This is a genomic window from Streptomyces hokutonensis (assembly GCF_042751305.1).
Lineage (GTDB): Bacteria > Actinomycetota > Actinomycetes > Streptomycetales > Streptomycetaceae > Streptomyces > Streptomyces hokutonensis_A.
On the sequence record NZ_JBHYWD010000015.1, the window covers coordinates 40,033 to 57,971 of the forward strand.

Consider the following 17,939-nt stretch of genomic DNA (forward strand, 5'->3'; position numbering starts at 1 on the left):
CCGTCGGCTCGCGGCGCGCGGCCGCGCGCCTGCCCGGCGGCCCGGGCGCGCGCGCCCCGCGCGCCCCAGTCCGGGGGCCGCGGGGCCCCCCCGACCCCCCCCCCCCCCCCCCACTCCTCTACGCCGGGTCGCCCACCGCCAGCACCACCTTCCCCCGGTTCCGCCCCTCCCCCAGCAGCCGGTGCGCCTCCGCCGCGTCCGCGAGCGCGTACTCCTCCGTGACATCGATCCGTACGGCACCGGAGGCGGCCAGGGCCAGGGCGCTGAGCGCGTGGGCGCGCACCGTCGCCGGGGCGCGGCGGCCGAGGTCGCCGATGTTGTAGCCGGTGAGGGTGCGGTTGTTCTTCCGGATCGGGAGGACGGGGAGCTGGAGGTCGGGGTGGCGGGCCGCTTCGCCGTAGACCGCGAGGCGGCCGGAGGGGGCGAGGACCTCGAAGCTCGCCGGTCGGGTGGGGTCGCCGACCGGGTCGAGGACGATGTCGACGCCCCGGCCGGAGGTGGCCGCGAGGACCGCCTCGGGGAATGCCTCGCGGACGAAGACCTCGTCGTAGCCGAAGGAGCGGCGGGCGTACTCCGCCTTCTCCGGGGTGCTGACGGTGCCGTAGGCCTCGGTCGCCCCCAGCGCCCGGGCGAGCTGCGCCGCCACACCCCCGACACCGCCCGCCGCCGCGTGGACGAGAACCGTGTCACCGGGCGCGACGCGGGCCGCGCCGGCCAGCACGCCGTAGGCCGTCGTCAGGACGAGCGCGGCGGCGCCTGCGGTCCGCAGGTCGAGGCCGGTCGGCCGCAGACCAGGGGCGCCGGTACTCGAAGAGAAGCCGTCCGGCCGCCGGTCGGAGTCGCCGGTACGCCCGCCGGAGTAGTCGGCACGCCCGCCGAGGCCGTCCGGCAGCGGCAGAGCCGAGGCGCCTGCCAGCGGGAGAGCCGAGGCGCCCGGGGCGAAGCCGCCCTGCGGCCGGTCGGGGTCGCCGGTACGCCCGTCGACGCCGCCCGCCGGCGGAAAAGCCGAGGCGCCCGCCAGTGGAAACGTGAACACTGCCGGAGCCACCGCGTACTCCGCGTAACCCCCGCCGTCCGGAAGGTACGCCGTCACCGCGTCGCCGACCGAGACTCCCGTGACGCCCTCGCCGAGCGCCGCCACCCGGCCGGAGGCCTCCAGGCCCGTGACGGTCTCGCCGTCGGGTTCGCCGAAGTCGCCGAGGCGGTGCTGTATCTCGCCGTAGTCGACGCCCGCGTAGGCGACGCGGATCAGGATCTCGCCGGGGCCCGGTTCGGGGTCGGGGAGGTCCACGAGCCGCAGTACCTCCGGTCCGCCGGTCACCTTGAACGCACTCGCCCGCATGGGCCCACCCCTCCGTGTCGAGTGCCCGGTGCCCGGTGATCGGGACCGGGTCGTGCGGAAAGCCGAAACCCGCGGTCTCCTGTCTCTGTTCCGGCCGTCCGGAGGCACGTCATTCCGGCCTTCCGGTGGCGTGCCCCGGTCCGAATTCGACTCGCCCCGACGCACCGCGGTCCGAATACTGGAATGCTGGGCCTGTCGTGCGGACGGACGCGAACAGGGCGCGGACGGGCAGGGCGGGCTATGGGGGGCCGAACATCGTGGAGGACAGGGTGCGTGTGGTCATCGCCGAGGACTCAGTGCTGCTGAGGGAGGGCCTGACCCGGTTGCTGACCGACCGCGGGCACGACGTGGTGGCCGGGGTGGGCGACGGGGACGCGCTGGTCAAGACGATCACCGAGCTGGCCGACCAGGGCGCGCTGCCGGACGTGGTGGTGGCGGACGTACGGATGCCGCCGACGCACACCGACGAGGGCGTGCGGGCCGCGGTGGAGCTGCGCAAGGCGCATCCCGGCCTCGGGGTGCTGGTGCTGTCGCAGTACGTGGAGGAGCGCTACGCCACCGAACTGCTGGCCGGTTCCACCCATGGCGTCGGCTATCTGCTGAAGGACCGGGTCGCCGAGGTGCGGGAGTTCGTCGACGCGGTGGTGCGGGTGGCTTCGGGGGGTACGGCGCTGGACCCGGAGGTGGTCGCGCAGTTGCTGGGGCGCAGCCGCAAGCAGGACGTGCTGGTGCGGCTCACCCCGCGGGAGCGCGAGGTGCTGGGGCTGATGGCGGAGGGGCGGACGAACTCCGCGATAGCCCGGCAGCTGGTGGTGAGCGACGGCGCGGTCGAGAAGCACGTCAGCAACATCTTCCTGAAGCTGGGGCTGTCGCCGAGTGACGGGGATCACCGGCGTGTTCTGGCCGTCCTGACCTACCTCAACTCCTGACAAACTGACACGGTGTCAGACATCAGCCGTTAGTCGAGCCCAGAACCGGACAATGCATGGGGAGCGTCTTCAAAGGAAGCGTCGGGGGGCGAGAAATCATGACAAGTCAGGTTGTCAAGCCGTCTCAAAACAGCGTCCAACATGCGAACGGCCCAAGGAAGGCGACCCTTACGGACGTAGGGTTGATCCTGGGAGGGTCGGCGGTTCGACCATGCCCGGACAGCGTCCTCGAAGAGGAGGTCCAGTTCAGTGACCAGCCAGGTCAGTAGCCCAGCGGAACAGGCCGACGGAGCCGACAGCACGTTGGTCGGGGAGCAACGCAAACCGGCGGGGGTGAAGGACGTCCACCGCCTGGACCGGGTGATCATCCGGTTCGCCGGTGACTCGGGTGACGGTATGCAGCTCACCGGCGACCGCTTCACCTCGGAGACGGCGTCCTTCGGGAACGACCTCTCCACACTGCCGAACTTCCCGGCCGAGATCCGCGCCCCCGCAGGCACCCTGCCGGGGGTTTCGTCGTTCCAGCTGCATTTCGCCGACCACGACATCCTGACTCCGGGCGACGCGCCCAACGTGCTGGTCGCGATGAATCCGGCCGCGCTCAAGGCGAACATCGGTGACGTTCCGCGCGGTGCGGAGATCATCGTCAACACGGACGAGTTCACCAAACGGGCGCTGCAGAAGGTGGGTTACTCCGCCTCGCCCCTCGACGACGGCTCGCTGGACGGCTACAGCCTCCACCCCGTCCCCCTCACCACCCTCACCGTCGAAGCGCTCAAGGACTCCGGCCTGTCCCGCAAGGAGGCCGAGCGCAGCAAGAACATGTTCGCGCTGGGCCTGCTGTCGTGGATGTACCACCGGCCGACCGAGGGCACCGAGAAGTTCCTCAAGTCGAAGTTCGCGAAGAAACCGGAGATCGCGGCGGCCAACATCGCGGCGTTCAGGGCGGGTTGGAACTTCGGCGAGACGACGGAGGACTTCGCGGTCTCCTACGAGGTCGCGCCGGCCGCCACCGCGTTCCCGACCGGCACCTACCGCAACATCTCCGGGAACCTCGCCCTGTCCTACGGCCTGGTCGCCGCGTCCCAGCAGGCGGACCTGCCGCTCTTCCTCGGCTCCTACCCCATCACCCCGGCCTCCGACATCCTGCACGAACTCAGCCGCCACAAGAACTTCGGCGTGCGGACCTTCCAGGCCGAGGACGAGATCGCCGGCATCGGCGCGGCCCTGGGCGCGGCGTTCGGCGGCTCACTGGCCGTCACCACCACGTCCGGCCCGGGGGTGGCGCTGAAGTCGGAGACGATCGGCCTCGCCGTCTCCCTCGAACTCCCGCTCCTCATCCTGGACATCCAGCGCGGCGGCCCCTCCACCGGCCTCCCGACCAAGACCGAGCAGGCCGACCTGCTCCAGGCGATGTTCGGGCGCAACGGCGAGGCCCCGGTCCCGATCGTCGCCCCGTGCACCCCGGCCGACTGCTTCGACGCGGCGCTCGAGGCGGCCCGGATCGCGCTGACGTACCGCACCCCGGTGTTCCTGTTGTCGGACGGCTACCTGGCCAACGGCTCCGAGCCCTGGCGCATCCCCGACATCGACGAACTCCCGGACCTCACCGTCCAGTTCGCGCAGGGCCCGAACCACACCCTGGACGACGGCACCGAGGTCTTCTGGCCCTACAAACGCGACCCGCAGACCCTCGCCCGCCCCTGGGCCATCCCCGGCACGCCCGGCCTGGAACACCGCATCGGCGGCATCGAGAAGCAGGACGGCACGGGCAACATCTCCTACGACCCCGCCAACCACGACTTCATGGTCCGCACCCGGCAGGCCAAGATCGACGGCATCGACGTACCGGATCTGACGGTCGACGACCCCCACGAGGCGCGCACGCTGGTACTGGGCTGGGGCTCGACGTTCGGCCCGATCACGGCGGCGGTCCGCCGCCTGCGCGCATCCGGCGAGTCGATCGCACAGGCGCACCTCCGCCACCTCAACCCCTTCCCCCGCAACCTCGGCGCGGTGCTGAAGCGCTACGACAGAGTGGTGATCCCCGAGATGAACCTCGGTCAGCTCGCCACGCTGGTCCGGGCGAAGTACCTGGTGGACGCGCACTCGTACAACCAGGTGAACGGCATGCCGTTCAAGGCTGAGCAGCTCGCCACGGCTCTCAAGGAGGCCATCGATGGCTGAGACGTCCACGGAAGGCACGGGCACGATCGAGGCGCTTTCGCTCGTCCCCAAGGCCGAGGCAGTGCAGTCCATGAAGGACTTCAAGTCCGATCAGGAAGTGCGCTGGTGCCCCGGCTGCGGTGACTACGCGATCCTCGCGGCGGTGCAGGGTTTCATGCCGGAACTAGGCCTCGCCAAGGAGAACATCGTCTTCGTCTCCGGCATCGGCTGCTCCTCCCGCTTCCCGTACTACATGAACACGTACGGCATGCACTCGATCCACGGCCGCGCGCCGGCGATCGCGACGGGCCTGGCGACGAGCAGGCGGGACCTGTCGGTGTGGGTGGTCACGGGCGACGGAGACGCCCTCTCCATCGGCGGCAACCACCTGATCCACGCCCTGCGCCGCAACGTCAACCTCAAGATCCTGCTCTTCAACAACCGGATCTACGGCCTGACGAAGGGCCAGTACTCGCCGACCTCCGAGGTCGGGAAGATCACCAAGTCGACGCCGATGGGTTCCCTGGACGCCCCCTTCAACCCGGTGTCGCTGGCGATCGGCGCGGAGGCGTCCTTCGTGGCCCGCACGATCGACTCGGACCGCAAGCACCTGACGCAGGTCCTGCGCGAGGCCGCCGCCCACCCCGGCACGGCGCTCGTGGAGATCTACCAGAACTGCAACATCTTCAACGACGGCGCCTTCGACGCGCTGAAGGACCGCCAGCAGGCCGAGGAGGCGGTGATCCGCCTCGAACACGGACAGCCGATCCGGTTCGGCGCGGACGCTGCGCGGGGCGTCGTACGGGACGCGACGACGGGTGACCTGAAGGTGGTCCACGTGACACCGGAGAACGAGTCCCGGATCCTGGTCCACGACGCCCACGCGACGTCTCCGACCACCGCCTTCGCCCTGTCCCGCCTGGCCGACCCCGACACGCTGCACCACACGCCGATCGGAGTACTGCGGTCGGTGGAGCGGCCTGTCTACGACACACAGATGGCCGACCAGCTCGACTCCGCGATCGTGCAGAACGGGAAGGGTGACCTGGCCGCGCTGTTGGCGGGCGGGGACACCTGGACTGTGGTGGGCTGACGGTCGTCCCACTAAAACGTGAGGGCCTGGGCGTGCTGCCCAGGCCCTCTTCTGCGTTCACGTCACGCGTCGGGGATGTCCCTCTTGGCTCTCAGGAGAGTGTCGCGAGTGATGACGACGATGCGCTCGTAGTCCGCGCGGGCGGCGTCGTGGGGGAGGAGGGCATCGAGTTCTTCTGTGCGATCGGTACCGATCACGGCGAAGTTGCCGTCGCTCAGCTCGAAGAGATCAGGGCACGTCTCCTGGGTGAGGCTCCCTCGTTGGCGCGGTGAGTCACCGAGGCGGCGGACGATGTTGACGGCAGAAGGTTCGCTGTGCACGCGCGCGAGCCTAGTGCCCCAAGTCGCCCTACCCCAAACCTAGTTAGGCCTCCGGAATGAACGGCTTCACACCTTGGGGCGACAGTCGCACGTCAGGGCGACGGTTCGGTGGGCGACCCGACCACCCACCATTCCTCGGGATCGTCGCGAAGCTCCTCCACCATCACGTCCACCGCCCTGCCCACGCGGGCCTCCAACGAGTCGGCGGGCAGGCTCCTGCGGTGTTCGCGGGTCATCTCCCAGTAGTGGTCGAAGACCGGGTTCCGGCACAACACCCTTAAATGGCCGATGAGTTCACTCCAGCCGATGGCTCCCACCCGGTGATTCAGGACGATCATGCCGTACTGCGCGTTGACGTAGATCACCTGGCGACGCTCGCGCTCGGACAGGTCCGGCAGGGCGGTGGTGGCCTCCGCCAGCACCGGATCCGCCATCGCGCGCTCCGCCTGAGCGACGGCGATGCCGTGCAGGTTGATCAGGTTCGCGTGCCGGATCTCCCGCGCGAGCGCCGTGAGCTGGCTCAGTAATTCCTCGGCCAGCCGTTCCTGGCGACGCCGGCGGGACGTGCGCTGGAACGGACTGCGTGTCCAGCCCGGCCGTACCCCTGCCGAAGAATCGTTCCCTCGCGCGTCCGAATTCTCTGTGGCCAATGCGAACCCCCGAGTCAGGCATCCGGACGTCGGCCTGCTGCCCCGTGGGCGGCACGGGAGACCGGCGCGCGGTTGGGCACAGCGCCCCGCCTCAGCATGCCCGGCATTTCAAGACAGCGTGAGAGGCGGAGAGGGGGCGCATGGATGGACGTACCGCTCATGTCAACCGGCGCCCTGACTTGTGTGTGCCCGGCGAGCGCCCGCCGCATTCCTGCGCCGGAGGCGTCCGCGCTGCTCAGCCCCGGGCCTTCGCCTCGTCGTAGGCCTGCCGCGCCTTCTCCACCTCCCCCATCCGCGACTCCGTCCACAGCGCCAGCCCCCGCACCTGTTCCGCCGCCTCGCGGCCCAGGTCGGTCAGGGAGTAGTCGACGCGTGGAGGGATCACCGGCTTGGCGTCGCGACACACGAAGCCGTCCCGCTCAAGCGTCTGCAGCGTCTGCGCCAGCATCTTCTCGCTCACGGGCTTCACCCGCCCGACCGCCCGGCGGAGTTCGCTGAAGCGGTAGGGGCGGTCGAGGAGTTCGATGAGGACGAGGACGCCCCAGCGGGAGGTCACGTGTTCCAGGACCAGGCGGTACGGGCACATCGCCGCGCCCGCGGTGTACTTGTCCGCCACCTCGCTGCTTACCGTCATGCCAGTACCTTACTTCAAAGTGGGTACTTTCCCAGAGTTAGCGCACACCCTAGGGTTAGTGCCATCGCACCCCACAAGGAGTAGTCATCATGAGCATCGTCGTCACCGGAGCCACCGGACACCTCGGCCGTCACGTAGTGGAACAGCTGCTGGAGAAGGTTCCGGCCGACCAGATCACCGCCGTGGTCCGCACCCCGGAGAAGGCCGCCGACTTCGCCGAGCGCGGCGTGAAGATCGCGGTTGCCGACTACAACACCCCCGAGACCTTCGACTCCGTCTTCGCCGCCGGCGACAAGGTGCTGCTGATCTCCGGCAACGAGTTCGACAAGGGCCGGGTCGAGCAGCACAAGGTCGTCATCGAGGCCGCGAAGGCCGCCGGTGCGGCGCTGCTCGCGTACACCAGCGCGCCCGGTTCCCTCACCGCCGCCCTGGCCGACGACCACCGCGGCACCGAGGAGGCGCTGCTCGCCTCCGGTCTGCCGTACACCCTGCTGCGCAACGGCTGGTACAACGAGAACTACACCGAGCAGCTGGCCCCGGTCCTGGAGCACAGCGCCGTCGTGAACGCCGCCGGTGACGGCCGTGTCTCCTCCGCCTCCCGCGCCGACTACGCCGCTGCCGCCGTCGCCGTACTGACCGGCGAGGGCCACGAGAACCAGACGTACGAGCTGGGCGGCGACGAGGCCTGGGGCTTCGCCGAGTACGCGGCCGAGCTGAGCCGGCAGACCGGCAAGGAGATCGCCTTCAACAACGTCCCCGTCGAGGTCCTCATCGGCATCCTCACCGGCGCGGGGCTGCCCGAGCCGTTCGCCGCGATCCTCGCCGGTGTCGACGCCTCCATCGAGAAGGGCGAGCTGGTCGTCGCGACCGGCGACCTGTCCCGTCTCGCGGGCCGTCCGACCACGCCGATCGCCGAGTCGATCGCGCTCGCCCTCAAGGGCTGACACCGCCCGCGCACGGAGCACCCTCGTCTGTCATGACCGTATGGCGATACGGGCATGACAGACGGGGGCGCTCGGCGCTACCTTCGTGCAGGTTGCACCGACGCAGCCGGGCAGGCGCGCGAAGGAGGGGCCCGTGAGCGGGAAGCCGAGCGGGAGGCCGAAGGGCGAACAGCACCACATAGGACTGCTGAACGGCTTCGCGGCCTACGGCATGTGGGGCCTGGTCCCGCTGTTCTGGCCGCTGCTCAAGCCGGCCGGCGCCGCCGAGATCCTCGCCCACCGGATGGTGTGGTCGCTCGCCTTCGTCCTCGTGGCGCTGCTCGTGGTCCGGCGCTGGGCCTGGATCGGCGAACTGCTGCGCCAGCCGCGCAAGTTGGGGCTCGTCGCGATCGCCGCGGGCTTCATCACCGTCAACTGGGGCGTCTACATCTGGGCCGTGAACAGCGGCCATGTCGTCGAGGCCTCGCTCGGCTACTTCATCAACCCCCTCGTCACCATCGCGATCGGCGTCCTGCTCCTGAAGGAACGGCTGCGCCCGGCGCAGTGGGCCGCGGTCGGCGTCGGTCTCGCCGCCGTGATCGTGCTGACCGTCGGCTACGGACAGCCGCCGTGGATCTCCCTCTGTCTCGCCTTCTCCTTCGCGACCTACGGCCTGGTGAAGAAGAAGGTCAACCTCGGCGGCATCGAGTCGCTGGCCGCGGAGACCGCGATCCAGTTCCTGCCCGCGCTCGGCTATCTGCTGTGGCTGGGCGCGCACGGCGAGGCGACGTTCGCGCAGGAGGGCGTCGGCCACGCCACACTCCTCGCCTCCACCGGCGTCGTCACCGCACTCCCCCTCGTCTGCTTCGGCGCGGCGGCGATCCGGGTGCCGTTGTCGACACTGGGCCTGCTCCAGTACCTGGCCCCGGTCTTCCAGTTCCTGCTCGGCATCCTCTACTTCCACGAGTCCATGCCACCCGCACGCTGGGCGGGCTTCGCCCTGGTGTGGCTGGCCCTCGTCCTGCTGACGACGGACGCGTGGCGCACCTCGCGGAGGGGCAGGGCGGCAGCGGCGGCGGCAGCGGTCCTACGGGACGAGGCCGCGACCGCGCGTACGAACCCGGTGGACACGGTCGAGGCGTAGCCCGGCGGATGGGGCAGGCGCGTCCTGTCGGCGCCGACTGGGCCTGAGTACCAGCATCAATGTCAGTGCCGGGTGCCACAGTGGAAGGCATGACACAGACTCCCGAGCCGACAGGCACCCCCGCCCCGGTCCACTGGAAGCTCGTCGTCGACGCCGCCGACCCGCACGCGCAGGCGGACTTCTGGGCCGCCGCGCTGCACTACGAGGCCGAGGACAACAGCGCCCTCGTCGAGCAGTTGCTGAAGATCGGCGCGTTGCCCGCCGCCGCGACCGTCGAGTTCCACGGCCGCCCGGCATTCCGCGACCTGATGGCCGTACGGCATCCCGACGACCCCTACGACAAGGAGCGCGGCACCGGGCTCGGCCGGCGGCTGCTGTTCCAGCGGGTACCGGAGGCGAAGACCGTCAAGAACCGGCTGCACATCGACCTGCATCCGGGAGAAGGACGGCGGGAGGCGGAGGTGGAACGGCTGACGGGGCTGGGCGCGAGCGTGCTGCGCCAGGTGTCGGACCCCGCCGGCGCGTGGGTGGTGATGGCGGACCCGGAGGGCAACGAGTTCTGCGTGTCGTAGGCCTTCCAACAACCCTTCCCGCGGCCTTTCCCGCGACGGGGTTCAGTCGGCGGCCCGGCGGGCGCGTTCGGTGAGGCGGCCCATGCGGGCGCGGGCGGACTCCAGTTGCTCGATGTCGTCGACGGCGGGGCCGTCCTCGGTGGCGAGTTCGGTCCACAGGTCGATCAGGGCGCGGCCGAGGGACAGGCCCTGCGCGGGGTCGCGTACGGCGCGCCAGGCGGTGGCCGCGCTCTGGACGTTGCCGTAGGCACCCTCCGCGTCGTGGGCGCGGTGGCGGATGCCGGCGAGGTCGAGGGAGAGGTGGAAGGAGCGGACCGGGTCACCCGCCAAGTAGGCGATATAGGCGGTGAGTTCGCGCAGCCGCAGTACTTCGAGGTGGTCGGGCCCGAGGGCGCCGGCGGCCTCGTCCACGGTCCGCTCCGCCAGCCCCGCCGCCTCCTCGATCCGGCCCGCCTTCACGGCCTCGTTGATCAGCGCCATCGGCTCCGCGAGAAACGCGACACCTTCACCGGCGGTCACCATCGGATCGTCCCCGAGCACGGCCTCGGCCACCGCGTCGAAGCCACGGGCGGGCGTCGGCTTGGGGTCCGGTTCGGGGGCGGTGAGCACCAGGTCGGGGATGGGGGCGGGAGCGGGGGCAGGGACAGGTTGGGGGGCGCGCTCGGCAGTGAAGGGAAGCGGCTCCGCGGTGAAGGGAAGCCGCTCCGCAGCGAACGGCGGTGCGTCCGCGACCGGCGGAACACCCGTGATCGACGGCGGGTCCGCGACCGGCGTGACGTCCCCGCCCGGCGGAAGGGCGGGCAGGGCCCGCGGCGGAGCGTCCATGCTCGGCGGCGGGCCGAACTGTCCCGTCGGGGGCTGGACCGAGCCGAGCGGTGTGCCGGTCTGCGCCGACTCCGGTACGGCGGACAGGGGGAAGGTCGGCGCCGACTCCCCCGCCGACTCGGGCACCGCCCGCAACGGGAAGGTCGGGACCACCTGCCCCGCGGCCCCTCCCTCCGGTTCCGACACGGGCACCGCCCGCAGCCGATGCGTCGCAGGGTCGCCGCCCTGCCAGCGGTCCTCGGGCTCCCGCTCCGGCTCCGGGTGCCCGGGGTGCCGTTCCGCCGCTACGACCGCTGCGGGCGCCGACACGGGCGGCAGCGAGGGCGGGAGCGCCGGCGGAAGCGTGGGCTGTGGCGGAGGAAAGCCCGCCGGAGCACCCGTATCCGAGGGCGCCGCCGCGAACTCGCCTCCCGCAGCCATGCCCGCCGGAACACCCATCGCACCCGCCGCCCCCGTCGCCCGCGGCTCCGCCGTGAAGTGCGTAGAGCCGTCGAGGTCGATCTGGAGGGGGACGACGTAACCGATGCGGTCGTCGTGGATCGTGGCGTGGACGGGGTGGCCGGTGGCCGTGGCGATGCGGTGGAGGTGGGTCAGGATCACCTGCTGGACCTCCTCGCCCGGGGGCACGGTGACCGGCACGCCGCCGATCGACGCGCCGCCCGCGCCCGGGCCGTCCACGGGGACGCGTACCTCGAAGGGCGACGCCGCGGGTGCCGAGCGTGCCGCTCGCTTCTGTTCCCGCTTCTTCTCGCGGCTGAGTCGAGACATCGGTTCCCTCACTCGCATGCGCCGGGGAGCCGGCCGGCGCTCCCCAGCGTCAAGATCCGTTCGTACGCGTACTGTTGAGTCTCGCCGTTCCCTTCCGGTTCTCAGGTCACCGCGACGTCACAGCCTCGTCCCAGGAGTTCCCGGACCCGTCGCGCCCGTTCGGAGGCCGTGAGGATCCGGCGTGGGCCACGAGGGAGGAGCTCGGTCATGCAGACAGGTGGACGGCGGGGGCCGGAGATCTGGCTCCGTGGACCGGTGGACACCGGACCACGCGCGGACACACCTGCGGAGCCCGGGCGCATCTCCAGTATCCCCGCCTCCCCGCGCCGCTTCTCCTGGGTCGCCACCCACGGCGGCGCCGGCGTCACCACCCTCACGACGGTCTACGGCGGCCAGGACTGCGGACGCGAGTGGCCCGGGCCCCAGGACCCGCCGTCGGTGCTGTTCGTCGCCCGTACGCACGCGGCCGGGCTGGCGTCCGTCTCGCGGGCCGTGGAGATGTTCCGGCGCGGTGCGGCGCCGGCCGGGCTGGACCTCGACGCGGTGGTCCTGGTCGCGGACGCGCCGGGGCGGCTGCCGCGCGAACTGGCCGCGCACGTCAGGGCGATCGAGTCGGTGATCGACGTGTACCGGGTGCCGTGGGTACCGGCCTGGCGGCTGGGCGATCTGAGTGGTGAACCGCCCCGCGAGACCGAGGCACTGGTCCGGCTCACGGGGGCCGATCGGCGCCCTCGCTGACGTCCCGGGTCCCTCTGTGCGCATCACGATGGACAATTAGTTGCGCGCGCATATAATGCAGACGGCTATAACGCTCGCACGCCGACTATCCCTGGGGGACCCATGAACCGCCGTTTCCTGTTCGTCCTGGGCAGCGCCCGCGCCGACGGCAACACCGAACTGCTCGCCCGCCGGGCCGCCGAGCAGCTGCCCCCGGACGTCGAGCAGGAGTGGATACGCCTCGCCGAGCACCCGCTCCCCGACCTCGTGGACCTCCGGCACGACGGCCCCGTGCAGGCGCCCACCGACGACGGCGCCACGCGGCTCCTCGACGCCACCCTCGCCGCGACGGACGTCGTGATCGCCTCGCCGGTGTACTGGTACTCCGTGTCCGGCCTCACCAAGCGCTACCTGGACTACTGGTCCGGCTGGCTGCGCGTTCCCGGCGCCGACTTCAGGGCGACGATGGCCGGCCGCACCCTCTGGGGCGTCTCCGTGCTCGCCGATGAGGAAGAGGTGGTCGCCGATCCGCTGGTGGGCACGCTCAACAACTCGGCCGCGTACATGAAGATGCGCTTCGGTGGGGTCCTGCTGGGCAACGGCAGCGACCGGGGTGACGTACTGAAGGACGAGCGGGCACTGGCCCGGGCGAAGACGTTCTTCGCGCGGGACGCGGCCCTCGCTCGATTCCCGCACGAGACCGAAGGCTGACCGGGCGCCCCTACGCCGTGATGTCCTTCGCCGTGAACCTCGCCCAGGCCGCCGAGCCGAACACCGCCGCGTACAGCACCTGCAGGCCGAGGTTCTTCACCAGGTCGTCCCAGTAGACCGGGTCGCGCATGAGGTCGGCGAAGGACAGCCAGTAGTGGGAGAAGAAGTACGGCTGGAGCGCGTGCAGTTGGGGAATCTGGTCGAGGATCTGGACGGTGATCAGCAGGCCCACGGTCGTCGCCATCGCCGCGATGCCGCTGCTGGTCATCGTCGAGATGAAGAGCCCCAGAGCCGCTATGCCGATGAGGGAGGCGGCGACCACCAGCGCGATCAGCAAAGCCCGGCCGAGACCGTCCGCGAAGCTGATCTGGGTGCCGGAGATCGTCGTCAGGTCGCCCAGCGGGAAGAGCAGCGCCCCGACCGTGAGCGCCGAGAGCGCCACGACCAGGGTCGCCACCAGGCAGAACGCCATCACCGTCGCGTACTTGGTCAGCAGCAGCCGGGTGCGGCCCGCGGGGGCGACGAGGAGGTAGCGCAGAGTGCCGCTGCCGGCCTCGCCCGCGATCGCGTCGCCCGCGACGACCCCGATCGCCATGGGGAGGAAGAACGGGAGGGTCGCGGCCAGGGCTGTGAACACCAGGAACAGACCGTTGTTGGTGATCTGTGCGATGAACGCCGGCCCTCCGCCGCCGTCCCCGCGTCCGGGCCCCGATCCGTCCTGTGTCTCCAGCTTGACCGCGATGCCGACCAGGATCGGCACGGCGGCCAGGACGCCGAGCAGTGCCAGGGTGCGCCAGCGGCGGAACGTGGTCACCAGCTCGCTGCGCAGCAGTCCGAAGGTCCACACCAGGCGCGGCGCCCGTACGGCGAGGTCAGCCTGCGACATCGAAGCCCTCCCCCGTGAGCGCCACGAACGCGTCCTCCAGGGAGGCCCGTTCGACGCCGAAGCCGCGGACGCGGACCCCTGCGGTCACCAACGCCTTGTTCACCTCGGCCAGTTCACGGTCCGGCGGCTCCGCCGTCACCCGCTCCTCCGCCACGACCACGTCCGCCAGTCCCTGTTCCTTCAGCACGCGTGCCGCGTCGCCGGTGTCGGGGGTCGTCACGAACAGCCGCCCCCTCGTCCCGGCCGCCAGCTCGGCCACCGAGCCCTGGGTGATCAGTCTGCCCTGGGCCATCACGGCCGCGTGGGTGCAGACCTGCTCGATCTCGTCCAGGAGGTGGGAGGAGAGGAAGACCGTCGTACCGTCGGACGCCAACTCCCGGATCAGGGAACGGATTTCACGCATGCCCTGCGGGTCGAGGCCGTTGGTCGGCTCGTCCAGGACGAGCAGTTTGCGGGGCTGGAGCAGTGCGGAGGCGAGACCGAGGCGCTGCTTCATGCCCAGGGAGTAGGCCTTGGCCTTCTTCCCGGAGGCCGCCGTCAGGCCGACCCGGTCGAGGGCGGCGGCGACGCGGGTCCGCCGGGTGCGCGGGTCGGCGGTCGGGTCGGCGGCGTCGTAGCGCAGGAGGTTGTCGCGGCCGGAGAGGAAGCCGTACAGGGCGGGGCCCTCGATCAGGGCGCCGACGTGCGGCAGGACCGTGCGGACGGATCTCGGCATGGGGCGGCCGAGGACGCGGGCCGTGCCGGAGGTGGGTTCGATCAGGCCCATCAGCATGCGGATGGTGGTGGTCTTGCCGGAGCCGTTGGGTCCGAGGAAGCCGAAGACGCTGCCCGCCGGTACGGTCAGGTCGAGACCGTCCACGGCGAGCTGTCCGCCGCGGAAGCGCTTGGTGAGGCCGCGGGTGGCGATGATGCCGCCGCCACCCGCGTCCGCCTGGTCCGTCTCCGCAGCGGACGGTTCGTCCATCGGCTCCCTCAATTCCCGTGCTCCACAGGGTACTTGCCTACTTCGCGGCGTCGGCCGCCTTCACCAGCGCGCTCTTGGTGACCGCGCCGACGTAGACCTTGCCGTCGTCGGTGACCAGGGCGTTGATCAGCCGGGTCGAGTAGACCGTGCCCGAGCCGAAGGAGCCCTTCACCTGGTCGCCGAGCGAGCTCAGGAAGCCGCCGAGGTCGCCGCCGCCGGACGAGGAGCCGGACGGGATGCCCTGGCCACCGGTCTCGAAGACGGCGATGGAGTTCCAGCCCTTGCCGAGGACCGTCGGGTCGTCGGCGCCCTTGTTGAGGTCCTTCTCGGACTTGCCGGAACCGGTGGAGTGCTTCGGGGCCGGGACGGCCTTCTCCGCGCTGTCCTCCGTGGTGACCTTCGCGCCCTTGGGCGTCTTGAAGTCGAAGGTCGAGGCGGCCGGCTTGGCGAGGCTGAGCTGGGTGAAGCCGACGTCGACGACGGCCGCGCCGCCGCTCGCCGGGGTGAGCGTGAACTTGAGCGGCAGGCCGGTCTTCGCGTCCACCGCGACGCTGATGGTGCCGACCGTCGTGCCGGACTGCTTGGGCTTGATCAGCAGTTTGTAGGCGTCGCGGCCGGCCACGTGCTCGGTGCCGTCGACCGTGACCGAGGTGGTGTCGTCGACCGACTTCAGCGCCTCGTCGGTGAGGCCCTTGGGCGTGGCCCGGGTCTCGTCGCTCTTGGACGTGTCGGCGGAGGTCGTGCCGTGGTAGACCTCGTTCGACTGGCTGTCGTAGCCCCAGACGTCCTTGCCGTTGTGGATGAGGCTGTACTCCGCCGCGTTCTCCAGGAGGGAGACCTTCTGCTTGTCGGGGCCGTCGGCCGCGACGCGCAGGGTGTGGGTGCCGGTGGCCAGCTCGGTGAGCTTGGCGGTGGGGTCGGCGGAGGAGCCGTCGCCGGACTTCGTGGCGCCGGACATCAGGCTGCTCTCCAGGCCGCCGAGGTCGGGCAGGCCCAGGTCCGTGCTGATCTTCACCGTGCCGGACAGCTGCTGGACGTCCGACTTGGCGACCTTGTCGAGGAGCTGCTGTGCGGTGATCTTCGGGAGATTCGGGTCGCCGGAGTCGGCGAGCGCCGGGACCAGTCCGATGGTCGCCGCCGCCACCCCCACCACGGTGACCGGGACGATGTACCGCGCCGCCCTGCGTCGCCCGGACCGGAGCTCGTCGGCCTCTCCGGTGTCCGTGCTGTCGTCGGTTTCGTACGGTGCCATGTCTGCCTTACCTCCGTCGTCGGCGGCGGCCAGTCCGTCCTCTGCACGTCCCACCCTGTGCCGCCATTCTCACCCGAATCGGTGAGGAGTGGTGATTTCCGTGTTCTCCATCTGACCAAATCCGCGAGGGATAAGCGTCAGACCCGGGAGCCAACTCCGCGTACGCCTGGGGTATGACACACGGAGGCGGCGCCTCCTCGAAACCCCTAGGGGAAGGGGCCCCTCGCGCGGGGCAGTTGACCGGCATCGAGTAGAAACCATCCCGAATCCGTACATATGGGTGGCAGCACACCACATCGACCGAAGGGGTCGCCATGCACGCCACCCAGCACCTCACCGGATACGCGGCCACGGGCGCCGCGGTCCTGGCACTCGCGCTCGCCGGCTGCGGAAGCAGCGGCAGCAGTGGAAGCGGCGGCTCGGCCGGCGCTCCGGCCGCGGTCACCTCGGGGACGACCCTCATGACCGCCAAGGTCGACAAGGTGGGCACCGTCGTGACCGACAGCAAGGGGTACGTCCTCTACCGCTTCGACGCCGACTCGGTCCACCCGACGAAGGTCAGCTGCTACGGCACCTGCGCCGTGGTCTGGCCCGCCGCGACCGTCAAGGGCTCCGTCACCGTCAAGGGCATCGACAAGAAGCTCGTCTCGACGGTCAAGCGCTCCGACGGGACCTCACAGCTCACGCTGGCCGGCTGGCCCCTCTACTGGTACGCCAAGGACGACCAGCCCAAGGAGGCCTACGGCCAGGGTGTGGACGGCACCTGGTGGGCGGTGACGCCCAGCGGAGCGAAGGCCACGGCCGCCACCTCCTCCGGCAGCACGGGAGGGAGCGGCTACTGAACGGGCTCAGCCCGCGCGGTGCACCACCGCGTCGCACATCTCCAGGAGGGCGATCTTGGCGTCGCACTCGGGGAGCGGGGCGAGGGCCGCGCGGGCGTCCTCCGCGTAGCGCACGGTGTCGCGGCGGGCCTGCTCCAGGGCCGGGTGGTCGCGGAGCGCGGAGATGGCCTCGGCGAGGCGGGCGTCGTCCGTGAGGTCGGAGTCGAGCAGTTCGCACAGGGCGATGTCCTCGGCCAGGCCCAGGCGGTCCGCGCGCTCCCGGAGCCGCAGCACCGGCAGGGTGGGGATGCCCTCGCGCAGGTCGGTGCCGGGGGTCTTGCCGGACTCGTGGCCGTCGGAGGCGATGTCCAGGACGTCGTCGGCGAGCTGGAAGGCGACGCCGAGCCGCTCGCCGTACTGGGTGAGGACGTCGACGACCGTGTCGTCGCAGCCGGCCATCATCGCGCCGAACCGGCAGGCGACCGCGACCAGGGAGCCGGTCTTGCCGCCGAGCACGTCGAGGTAGTGCTCGACCGGGTCGCGGCCGTCGGAGGGGCCCGCGGTCTCCAGGATCTGGCCGGTGACCAGGCGTTCGAACGCCTCGGCCTGTACGCGCACCGCCTCGGGCCCGAGGTCGGCCAGGGTGTGCGACGCGCGCGCGAACAGAAAGTCGCCGGTGAGGACCGCGACCGAGTTGCCCCAGCGGGTGTTGGCGCTCTCCACGCCCCGGCGCACGGCGGCCTCGTCCATCACGTCGTCGTGGTACAGCGTGGCGAGATGGGTCAGCTCGACGACGACGGCCGAGGGCACGACACCCGGCGCGTAGGGATCGCCGAACTGCGCGGCGAGCATCACGAGGAGCGGCCTGAACCGCTTCCCGCCCGCGCGCACGAGATGCTGGGCGGCCTCCGTGATGAAGGGCACCTCGCTCTTGGTGGCTTCGAGCAGACCCTCCTCGACTGCCGCCATTCCGGCCTGGACATCGGCTTCCAGAGCCTGGTCCCGCACGCTCAGCCCGAACGGCCCGACGACGGTCACGAGGGGTCTCCTGTCTGCTGGTGTCCCTGGGCGGTCACACGGATTGTCGATAGGTCGCTGCCATCACTCAAGTCAGCGTATCCGGTCGGCTTTCGATCACCCATGCCGCCCACCCCGTCCACCCCGGGCGGTATCGGATCATGACCGGTATGTTTTTGATCACCTGATAAGAACGGATATTTAT

Annotated in this window: 18 protein-coding genes; 9 read left to right on the plus strand and 9 right to left on the minus strand. The window is 70.8% G+C overall.

Translation table 11 applies throughout. The features are described 5' to 3' along the window. Positions 1 to 118 precede the first annotated feature (118 nt). Positions 119 to 1,342, minus strand: a complete 1,224-nt coding sequence (locus ACFXC1_RS33135; RefSeq protein ID WP_381249724.1) for a quinone oxidoreductase family protein — start codon at positions 1,340 to 1,342, stop codon at positions 119 to 121. 269 nt (positions 1,343 to 1,611) lie between these two features. Between ACFXC1_RS33135 and ACFXC1_RS33140 the strand changes: the two genes are divergently transcribed. From ACFXC1_RS33140 to ACFXC1_RS33150, 3 genes are all read left to right on the plus strand, one after another. Further along, positions 1,612 to 2,271, plus strand: a complete 660-nt coding sequence (locus tag ACFXC1_RS33140; RefSeq protein WP_026179104.1) for a response regulator transcription factor — start codon at positions 1,612 to 1,614, stop codon at positions 2,269 to 2,271. A gap of 249 nt (positions 2,272 to 2,520) precedes the next feature. Then, positions 2,521 to 4,458: a 2-oxoacid:acceptor oxidoreductase subunit alpha gene (locus tag ACFXC1_RS33145; protein ID WP_381249727.1), complete on the plus strand. Its 1,938-nt coding sequence runs from the start codon at positions 2,521 to 2,523 to the stop codon at positions 4,456 to 4,458. Further along, positions 4,451 to 5,530 (plus strand): 2-oxoacid:ferredoxin oxidoreductase subunit beta, encoded by a 1,080-nt coding sequence (locus tag ACFXC1_RS33150; protein ID WP_381249730.1) that lies wholly within the window; start codon positions 4,451 to 4,453, stop codon positions 5,528 to 5,530. The genes ACFXC1_RS33145 and ACFXC1_RS33150 overlap by 8 nt, the downstream gene beginning before the upstream one ends. Positions 5,531 to 5,592: 62 nt before the next feature. Here the strand turns inward: ACFXC1_RS33150 and ACFXC1_RS33155 are convergent, their stop codons facing one another. The 3 genes from ACFXC1_RS33155 to ACFXC1_RS33165 all read right to left on the minus strand — a co-directional run bounded on the left by ACFXC1_RS33155 (position 5,593) and on the right by ACFXC1_RS33165 (position 7,134). After that, positions 5,593 to 5,850 (minus strand): hypothetical protein, encoded by a 258-nt coding sequence (locus ACFXC1_RS33155; RefSeq protein ID WP_381249733.1) that lies wholly within the window; start codon positions 5,848 to 5,850, stop codon positions 5,593 to 5,595. 92 nt (positions 5,851 to 5,942) lie between these two features. Continuing rightward, positions 5,943 to 6,500 (minus strand): DUF6082 family protein, encoded by a 558-nt coding sequence (locus tag ACFXC1_RS33160; RefSeq protein WP_381249736.1) that lies wholly within the window; start codon positions 6,498 to 6,500, stop codon positions 5,943 to 5,945. Between the two features lie 235 nt (positions 6,501 to 6,735). Then, positions 6,736 to 7,134 carry a winged helix-turn-helix transcriptional regulator gene (locus tag ACFXC1_RS33165; protein WP_381249739.1) on the minus strand — a complete coding sequence of 133 codons (399 nt, stop codon included), beginning with the start codon at positions 7,132 to 7,134 and terminating at the stop codon, positions 6,736 to 6,738. Between the two features lie 89 nt (positions 7,135 to 7,223). Here ACFXC1_RS33165 and ACFXC1_RS33170 point away from each other — a divergent pair, with 89 nt between their 5' ends. The 3 genes from ACFXC1_RS33170 (at position 7,224) to ACFXC1_RS33180 (ending at position 9,773) form a co-directional block, all read left to right on the plus strand. Beyond that, positions 7,224 to 8,078, plus strand: coding sequence for an SDR family oxidoreductase (locus tag ACFXC1_RS33170; RefSeq protein ID WP_381249742.1), 855 nt, complete (start codon positions 7,224 to 7,226; stop codon positions 8,076 to 8,078). Positions 8,079 to 8,211: 133 nt separating this feature from the next. Beyond that, the gene (rarD, locus tag ACFXC1_RS33175) at positions 8,212 to 9,201 is read left to right on the plus strand and encodes an EamA family transporter RarD (RefSeq protein WP_381249745.1); all 990 of its coding nucleotides are present in this window, start codon (positions 8,212 to 8,214) and stop codon (positions 9,199 to 9,201) included. A gap of 89 nt (positions 9,202 to 9,290) precedes the next feature. Next, positions 9,291 to 9,773, plus strand: a complete 483-nt coding sequence (locus ACFXC1_RS33180) for a VOC family protein (protein WP_381249747.1) — start codon at positions 9,291 to 9,293, stop codon at positions 9,771 to 9,773. 42 nt (positions 9,774 to 9,815) lie between these two features. On the opposite strand, the gene ACFXC1_RS33185 is transcribed toward ACFXC1_RS33180, so the two are convergent. After that, positions 9,816 to 11,366, minus strand: a complete 1,551-nt coding sequence (locus tag ACFXC1_RS33185) for a tetratricopeptide repeat protein (protein WP_381249750.1) — start codon at positions 11,364 to 11,366, stop codon at positions 9,816 to 9,818. 207 nt (positions 11,367 to 11,573) lie between these two features. On the opposite strand from ACFXC1_RS33185, the gene ACFXC1_RS33190 reads away from it, so the two are divergent. Together ACFXC1_RS33190 and ACFXC1_RS33195 are read left to right on the plus strand one after the other, a co-directional pair. Further along, the gene (locus ACFXC1_RS33190) at positions 11,574 to 12,104 is read left to right on the plus strand and encodes a hypothetical protein (RefSeq protein ID WP_381249752.1); all 531 of its coding nucleotides are present in this window, start codon (positions 11,574 to 11,576) and stop codon (positions 12,102 to 12,104) included. A 102-nt stretch (positions 12,105 to 12,206) separates the two neighbouring features. After that, complete coding sequence (locus ACFXC1_RS33195; protein WP_381249755.1) at positions 12,207 to 12,794, plus strand: flavodoxin family protein; 588 nt, start codon at positions 12,207 to 12,209, stop codon at positions 12,792 to 12,794. 10 nt (positions 12,795 to 12,804) lie between these two features. Here the strand turns inward: ACFXC1_RS33195 and ACFXC1_RS33200 are convergent, their stop codons facing one another. Genes ACFXC1_RS33200 through ACFXC1_RS33210 form a run of 3 tightly spaced genes read right to left on the minus strand, consistent with a single transcriptional unit; the run spans position 12,805 to position 15,896 of the window. Continuing rightward, the gene (locus tag ACFXC1_RS33200; protein ID WP_381249758.1) at positions 12,805 to 13,680 is read right to left on the minus strand and encodes an ABC transporter permease; all 876 of its coding nucleotides are present in this window, start codon (positions 13,678 to 13,680) and stop codon (positions 12,805 to 12,807) included. After that, positions 13,667 to 14,644, minus strand: coding sequence for an ABC transporter ATP-binding protein (locus ACFXC1_RS33205; protein ID WP_381249761.1), 978 nt, complete (start codon positions 14,642 to 14,644; stop codon positions 13,667 to 13,669). Before ACFXC1_RS33205 ends, ACFXC1_RS33200 begins: the two co-directional genes overlap by 14 nt. Positions 14,645 to 14,681: 37 nt before the next feature. Continuing rightward, positions 14,682 to 15,896, minus strand: a complete 1,215-nt coding sequence (locus ACFXC1_RS33210; protein ID WP_381249764.1) for a LolA family protein — start codon at positions 15,894 to 15,896, stop codon at positions 14,682 to 14,684. Positions 15,897 to 16,210: 314 nt separating this feature from the next. On the opposite strand from ACFXC1_RS33210, the gene ACFXC1_RS33215 reads away from it, so the two are divergent. After that, a complete protein-coding gene (locus tag ACFXC1_RS33215) occupies positions 16,211 to 16,738 on the plus strand; it encodes a hypothetical protein (protein WP_381249767.1) in 528 nt (175 codons plus the stop codon). A gap of 6 nt (positions 16,739 to 16,744) precedes the next feature. Here ACFXC1_RS33215 and ACFXC1_RS33220 read toward each other — a convergent pair whose 3' ends face one another. Then, positions 16,745 to 17,755 carry a polyprenyl synthetase family protein gene (locus ACFXC1_RS33220; protein ID WP_381249770.1) on the minus strand — a complete coding sequence of 337 codons (1,011 nt, stop codon included), beginning with the start codon at positions 17,753 to 17,755 and terminating at the stop codon, positions 16,745 to 16,747. Between the last annotated feature and the right edge of the window lie 184 nt (positions 17,756 to 17,939).